Source organism: Roseospira goensis, assembly GCF_014197795.1.
Classification (GTDB): Bacteria; Pseudomonadota; Alphaproteobacteria; order Rhodospirillales; family Rhodospirillaceae; genus Rhodospira; species Rhodospira goensis.
In genome coordinates, this window is record NZ_JACIGI010000015.1 from 100,159 (window position 1) to 107,261 (window position 7,103).

The following is a 7,103-nucleotide window of genomic DNA, read 5'->3' on the forward strand; positions in this document are numbered from 1 at the left end:
ATCGGAACCAACGGGCGTCGGGCCGGGCACCCCGGCGCCGCCAAGACCCGCCGTCAACAAGACCCGCCGTCAAACAGGGGGGCGCCGTCCCGGCATGGCCGGACGCCCCGCCACGTGTGACCACTGGCGCGTGAGAACACCGGGAGGACGACCGTGACCGAACCGCTTTGGACCCCGTCGGCCGAGGCTATCGCCGCCAGCAACATGACCGCCTTCATGGAGCGCGTGAACGCGGCCCACGGGCTGGCGCTCGACGACTACGATTCGCTCTGGCAGTGGTCCATCGACCAGCCGGCCGCCTTCTGGTCGGCGGTGTGGGACTTCTGCGGCCTGATCGGCGACAAGGGCGACGTGGTGGTGGACGACGTCACCCGCATGCCGGGGGCGCGCTGGTTCCCCAACGGGCACATCAATTTCGCCCGCAACCTGCTGCGCCCGGACTGGGACCCGGACGCCGACGCCCTGGTGTTCTGGGGCGAGACGGCGGTCAAGCGCCGCCTGACCTACCGCGACCTGTGCGCGGCGGTCTCGCGGATCCAGCAGGCGCTGATCGCCCAGGGTGTGCAGAAAGGCGACCGGGTGGCCGGCTACATGCCCAACATGCCGGAGACCGTCATCGGCATGCTGGCCTGCGCCGGCATCGGGGCGATCTGGTCCACGGCCTCGCCCGACTTCGGCGTGCAGGGCGTGGTCGACCGCTTCGGCCAGATCGAACCCAAGGTGCTGATCGCCGCCGAGGGCTATTTCTATAACGGCAAGGCGCACGATTGCCTGGAGAAGATCGCCGCCATCGTGGAACGCATCCCGTCCATCGAGCGGGTCGTCGTCGTGCCCTACACCCGCGAGTCGGCCGATCTCGGCGCCATCCGCGGCGCCGTGATGTGGGACGACGTCGTTGCCCCCTATGACGCCGGCGACATCCGCTTCGACGACCTGGCGTTCGAGACCCCCCTGTACATCATGTACTCGTCCGGCACGACCGGGGTGCCGAAGTGCATCGTGCACGGCCAGGGCGGCACCCTGATCCAGCAGGCCAAGGAACACGTCCTGCACTGCGACGTGAAACCGGGCGACCGCGTGTTCTACTTCACCACCTGCGGCTGGATGATGTGGAACTGGCTGGTGGCCGGGCTGGCGGCGCGGGCCACCCTGCTGCTGTACGACGGCAGCCCGGGCTATCCCTCCGGCAACATCCTGTTCGACTACGCCGACGCCGAGCGCATGACCCTGTTCGGCACCTCGGCCAAGTGGATCGACGCCATCAAGAAGGCCGGCCTGACGCCACGCGAGACCCATGACCTGTCGACGGTGCGGGTGATGACCTCGACCGGCTCGCCGCTGGTGCCGGAATCGTTCGACTACGTCTACCGCGACGTCAAGCCGGACGTGCAGCTTTCGTCGATCTCCGGCGGCACCGACCTGCTGTCCTGCTTCATGCTGGGCAGCCCGATCAGCCCGGTCTACAGGGGCGAGATCCAGAAGCGCGGCCTCGGCATGAAGGTCGACGTCTACGACGAAAACGGGCACCCGGTGCGCGGCACCAAGGGCGAGCTGGTGTGCACCCAGGCGTTCCCGTCGACCCCGGTCGGCTTCTGGAACGACCCCGGGAACCACAAGTTCATGGCCGCCTACTTCGAGCGCTTCCCCGGCATCTGGACCCACGGCGACTGGGTGGAACTGACCGAGCACGGCGGCCTGGTGGTGCACGGCCGCTCCGACGCCACCCTGAACCCGGGCGGGGTGCGCATCGGCACCGCCGAGATCTACCGGCAGGTCGAGATGCTGGACGAGGTGGTGGAGGCCCTGGTGATCGGCCAGGAGTGGGACGACGACGTGCGCGTGGTACTGTTCGTGCGGCTGCGCGACGGCATGACCCTGGACGACGCCCTGATCGACCGCATCAAGAAGCAGATCCGCCAGAACTGCACGCCGCGCCACGTGCCGGCCAAGGTGGTGCAGGTGATGGACATCCCGCGCACCAAGTCCAACAAGATCGTCGAACTGGCGGTGCGCGAGGTGGTCCACGGCCGCCCGGTCAAGAACAAGGAGGCGCTGGCCAATCCGGAGGCGCTGGACGAATTCGCCGACCGCGACGAACTGGCGAGCTGAGCCGAGCGCGCCGGATCCGGACGCGGCCGGCCCCCTTGCCAGGACCGCAGCCGGGCGCCAGAGTCGGGGCATCGGCACCGCCGTGATCCGGCCGTCGGGGCGGCGGTGGACGGCGGGGCGCCGCCGCCCGACCGCCCCGACCGCCCCGACCGCTCCGAGCGAGGGCGAGCGAGGGAGAGCATGACCGTGGACACGCGCATCCTGTGGGGGGGCGGCGCCGTCGTCGGCGCGGCGGCGCTGGCCGTGGCGGCGTACCTGCTGCTGACCGGTCCGCCCGGCCCGGTCTCGGAGGATCCGGTCGCCGAGGCCCCGGGTCGCGGGGACGCGTCGCGCCCCGGCGGTGCCCCGGAGTCCACCGGCAGCGCCGCCCTCGATCGCGCCCTGTCGGAGGCCCGCGACACCCTGTCGGCGGTGCCCGGCCCCGCCACCCCGGACGACCCGGCCGCCGCCCCCTCCGCTGACCCGGTCACCAACCCGGTCACCGACCCATCGGCCGCCGACTCGTCGGTTGCGGTCCGGCCGGCGCCCAACAGCGGACCCGCCGCGATCCCCGACACCGCCATCGACGCCGGCCCGGACGGTCCCGACGCCCCCACCTTCGACATCGTGCGGGTGGAGCCGGACGGCAGCGCCGTGATGGCCGGCCGCGCCGCGCCGGGCGCCACGGTCTCGATCCTCGACGACGGCGAGACCCTGGGCGAGACCACCGCCGACGACCGCGGCCAGTGGGTGTTTCTGCCCGACCGGCCGCTGACCCCGGGCCAACGCGAACTGTCGCTGACCGCGCGCGGCGGCCACCCCGCCGAGACCACGCCCGCGCCGGCCGCATCGGCCCCGGCCGTCCCGGCCGCGCCGCAGGGGGCCGACGCCATCACCGCGCAGGCCGGCACCACCCCCGACCCGGCCCCGGCTGCCCCCGCCGCGACGGCTTCGGCCGGCGGCGGCGGGTCGGTATCCGCCTCCGCCGGCGCCCCGCCGGACGCGCGCCGCTCCGAGACGGTGGTGGTGCTGGCCGTGCCCGGCGCCGACAGCCCCGACGCCCCGGTCATCGCCCTGGAGGCGCCCCGGGTCGGCGGCGGCACCGGCCGCCTGCTCCAGGGACCGGCGCCGGCGATGGCCAGCGGCACGTTGCAGCTCTCGCGCGTCGATTACGCCAGTGGCGGCGCGCTGGCGTTGTCCGGCACCGCGCGGCCGGGGGCGACGCTCCAGCTCTACCTCGACAACGCGCCGGTGGCCCGGGTCGAGGCCGACGCCGGCGGCACCTGGCGCGCCAGCCCCGAGACCGCCGGCCTGGACGAGAAGGTCTACACCCTGCGCGTCGACGAGGTGCGCGCCGACGGCGCCGTGCGGCGGCGGGTGGAACTGCCGTTCCAGCACACCGACCTTGCGCTCGGTGCGGGCGCCGACGGCGAAACCATGGTGGTGGTGCAACCCGGCAACAATCTTTGGCGGGTGGCGCGCGCGGTCTACGGCCGCGGCATCGACTACACCCTGATCTACGCCGCCAACGCCGACCAGATCCGCGACCCGGACCTGATCTACCCCGGGCAGGTGTTCCACATCCCCGACGCCCGGGACGACGCCCGGGACGGGGACGGGGACGGGGACGCGGCCGGCGCCGACACCCCCGCCGGCCCCACCCCGCGCGACGGCGCACCGGCGGTCCGGTGAGCCGCCCCAACGTGTCCGACCGCCGCCCCATCCGCGTCCTCCAGGCCCGCCCGCCCGGCATACCCGGGGCGGCCGCGCTGGACGATCTGGCGCTGATCACCGTGGAGGGCCTGCGCGAGCTGGGCCACCCGGTCGAGCGGGTGTCCGATCCGGGCGCGGGCGGCATCGACGCGGACGCCCTCACGCTGCTGATCGGCGGCCACCTGCTGGAGGGGCGCGGCGTCGACGCGCTGCCGCCCGAGGTGGTGGTCTACAACGCGCTGCCGATCCCCTCCGGCGGGGTGGCCGCGCGCTTCCCGGAGTACGCCCGCCTGTTGGCCCGCAACCCCGTGTGGGACGTGGCGCGGCCGTCGCTGGACGCCCTGGCCGAGGCCAGCAGCCGCGACGGCGACGGCCTTCAGCACGTCCCGCCCGGGTGGGTGCCGGCGCTGGGCCGGCTGCCGGTGGCGCGGGCGCAGGACATCGCGGTGCTGTTCATGGGGCCGATGGACCGGCGCCGCTGGCGCCTGATGGCCGAGCTGGAGGCCCAGGGCCAGAGCCTGCGCCACGTCGCCGACGTGACCGGCAGCAAGCGCGACGCCCTGGTGGCGCGCGCCCGCCTGGTGCTGGAGCTGGCGCCGCTGGAGGACCAGATTCCGGAGCCGACCCGGCTGGTCTACCTGCTCGCCAACCGCAAGGCGGTGCTGGCCGAAGCGACGCCGGAGCTGGAGAACGACCCGGTTCTGCGGGCCGGGCTGCGGCTGGCGCCGTTCGACGAGATCGCGCGGGCTCTGCAACGGCTGGGCCACGACGTCGACGGTCGCCACGCGCTGGAACTGCGCGGCCTGGATGCGGTGCGCCGGCGCGATGCCGCCACCGTGCTCAAGCGCGCGCTGGCGCGGCTGCCGGCGGCGCTGACGCGGGCGGCACCGGCCCGCGCCCGGGCCGCCGTCGCCGGTCCCGCCCGCCCGGCCGTCGCCGGTCCTGCCCGCCCGACCGCGGCCGCGACGGTCGCCGGACCCGCGCCCACGGTGCTGAACCTGAACGGCGGCCGCGACCCGATCGAGGAGGCCCTGAACCTGGAGCTGCCGGACACCCCGATGCCGGCCGGCGTGGCCGCCCCGGACATCGTCGCCGACCCCTGCGACCCGGAGCTGATCGGGCGGGTGTTCGACACCGCGCGCTTCGGCGCCGTGGTCTTGGGGGCCGGCGGCTTCGGCCGTATCCTGGCGCCCTGGGTGCCGGCCCGGGTGCCCGACCTGGTGGCCTTCATGGCCACCTGCCTGACCCTGCTGGCGGAGGACGGCGCGCTAGAGCTGCTGGTGCCCTACGACCTGTCGCACGGCGCCTGGTCCGACCCGGCCAACCGGCGGGCCTTCAACGAGCATTCCTTCACCGCCTTCACCGAGGGCCACGCCGCCATCGGCTGGACCGAGGCGCGGTTCCACCTGGACAGCCTGGAGTTCGCCTTCACCGCGCTGGGCGAGCGGCTGGAGCGCGACGGCGCGGCGGTCGAGACCATCCTGGGCACGCCGCGCGCCGTCGACGCCATGCGAGTTGTTCTGCGCAAACGCTCTCTTCGTTAGCGCAGGTCGCACTCAGCAGTTCGCACTCAATGGATGATACCGGCCGCCGGACGGACGGACCTCTCCGTCGACCGGCTGGCGCCGCTGGTGCCGCATGAGCACCGGCGGCAACCGCGCCAAGGTGGCGCGATTCCGGGACCGGGCCGCCCCGCCAGCGGCCCGCGCAAGCGACCCATGAGAGGCGTAAAATACTTATTTATTAGTATCTTATATCATTTTCTTGACACGATACTTCCGCCATGCCCTGATGATCGCACAGGGCGCGGCACGTTCGCGTCCCCCGGATCCCGGACTCGCCCCGGACGCATCAAGGAGGGCCTGTCATGCGACTGCTGGTACGTACACCCGACGCGGAATCCTTTCTGCGTGCCCTCACCATCGCGGTGCCGGACGCCGCCGCGGTGATCGAAATCCCCGAGATGTACCTGATCGCGGTGGACGACCTGCCCCCCGCCACCGTGGCGCGCCTGGAGGACCTGGGCGCCTGGGTGCGCCCGGCGCCCTGGTTGCACGCGTCGCGCCGGCCGGAGACCGTCGCCGCCTGATCCGCCGGGCGCCCGACCGCCCGACCGCGCCGCCCCCGCGCCCCGCAAGTGGCTTGCCGACGGCGGCGCGTGGTGGGATGGTCCCGCCCGTCATGCTGCTCCTGTTCGACTACACCGGAACCGACGTCTTCGATCCCCTCGTGCTGCTGCTGGCCGCGATGGTGCTGGACGCCTATCTGGGCGAATTCGGCCCCGTGTTCCGCGTTCTGCCGCATCCGGTGGTGGTCATGGGCCATTGGATCGGCGTCGCCGACGCCCGCCTCAACCGGCCGCAGAGGTCCGAGACCGACCGCCGCGTGCGCGGGGTGATGACCGCGCTTGGCCTGACCGCCGCCGCGGCCGGCGTTGGCCTGCTGGTGCAATGGTTTGCCACCACCGCACCGGCGGGCTGGGTCCTCGAACTGCTGCTGGTGGCCCTGCTGCTGGCCCAGAAGAGCCTGCACGACCATGTGCGCGCCGTCGCCCATGCCCTGGAGAGCGACGGCGTGGCGGCCGCCCGCAGCGTCATCCGCCATCTGGTGGGCCGCGACCCGGAGACCCTGGACGGCGGCGGCATCGGCCGCGCCGCGGTCGAATCCCTGGCCGAGAATTTCTCCGACGGCGTGGTGGCCCCGGTGGTCTGGTACGTGATGTTGGGGCTGCCGGGCCTGCTGGCCTACAAGATGATCAACACCCTCGATTCCATGATCGGTCACCGCACGCCCCGGCACGAGGCGTTCGGCTGGGCCTCGGCCCGGCTGGACGATGCCGCGAACTGGGTTCCGGCGCGGCTGGCCGGCGCGCTGCTGGTGGCCGCCGCGGCGACGCTGCGCTTCGCCGATGCGCGAGCATCGCTGCGCATCCTGCGCCGCGACGCGCGCCGCCACCGCTCGCCCAACGCCGGCTGGCCGGAGGCGGCCACCGCCGGGGCGCTGGGACTGGCGCTGTCGGGGCCGCGTCGCTACCACGGCCGGGTGACGGACGAACCCTGGGTCGGCGACGGCCGCGCCACCGTGACCCCGAAGGACATCCGCCGCGCCCTGCGGCTGTACGTGCGCGCGTGTTTCGGCCTCGGGATCCTGGTCGCGCTGGGGCTGGTGCTCAAGCTGGCGACGGCCGGCCCCGGGTGAAAACCCAGGCTAGCAGGCTGCGGAAAAAGCGGTGTGGTTTCCCCCTTTCCCCATCGACAGCGGCGAAAATCGGTGCTGTCGGTGAGGTTAGGACCGCCGTTTCC

Annotated in this window: 5 protein-coding genes and 1 pseudogene; all 6 read left to right on the plus strand. The window is 73.3% G+C overall.

Annotated elements, in window-relative coordinates:
• Positions 1 to 204: 204 nt before the first annotated feature.
• Positions 205 to 2,109 carry an acetoacetate--CoA ligase gene (locus GGD88_RS10460; RefSeq protein ID WP_246423699.1) on the plus strand — a complete coding sequence of 635 codons (1,905 nt, stop codon included), beginning with the start codon at positions 205 to 207 and terminating at the stop codon, positions 2,107 to 2,109.
• A 180-nt stretch (positions 2,110 to 2,289) separates the two neighbouring features.
• On the plus strand, positions 2,290 to 3,780 hold the full coding sequence (locus GGD88_RS10465; protein WP_184435205.1) for a LysM peptidoglycan-binding domain-containing protein: 1,491 nt from the start codon (positions 2,290 to 2,292) through the stop codon (positions 3,778 to 3,780).
• 11 nt (positions 3,781 to 3,791) lie between these two features.
• Positions 3,792 to 5,345, plus strand: coding sequence for a hypothetical protein (locus GGD88_RS10470; protein WP_184435206.1), 1,554 nt, complete (start codon positions 3,792 to 3,794; stop codon positions 5,343 to 5,345).
• 79 nt (positions 5,346 to 5,424) lie between these two features.
• Positions 5,425 to 5,523: pseudogene (locus GGD88_RS19390) on the plus strand (CGNR zinc finger domain-containing protein); the annotation flags it as partial.
• 145 nt (positions 5,524 to 5,668) lie between these two features.
• Complete coding sequence (locus GGD88_RS10480; RefSeq protein WP_184435207.1) at positions 5,669 to 5,890, plus strand: hypothetical protein; 222 nt, start codon at positions 5,669 to 5,671, stop codon at positions 5,888 to 5,890.
• A 92-nt stretch (positions 5,891 to 5,982) separates the two neighbouring features.
• The gene (cbiB, locus tag GGD88_RS10485) at positions 5,983 to 6,999 is read left to right on the plus strand and encodes an adenosylcobinamide-phosphate synthase CbiB (protein ID WP_184435208.1); all 1,017 of its coding nucleotides are present in this window, start codon (positions 5,983 to 5,985) and stop codon (positions 6,997 to 6,999) included.
• Positions 7,000 to 7,103: the final 104 nt, after the last annotated feature.

Coding starts and splice junctions, on each gene's coding strand:
- cbiB (WP_184435208.1), top strand. CDS start 5,983: ATGCTGCTCCTGTTCGACTACACCGGAACCGACGTCTTCGATCCCCTC.
- GGD88_RS10465 (WP_184435205.1), top strand. CDS start 2,290: ATGACCGTGGACACGCGCATCCTGTGGGGGGGCGGCGCCGTCGTCGGC.
- GGD88_RS10460 (WP_246423699.1), top strand. CDS start 205: ATGACCGCCTTCATGGAGCGCGTGAACGCGGCCCACGGGCTGGCGCTC.
- GGD88_RS10480 (WP_184435207.1), top strand. CDS start 5,669: ATGCGACTGCTGGTACGTACACCCGACGCGGAATCCTTTCTGCGTGCC.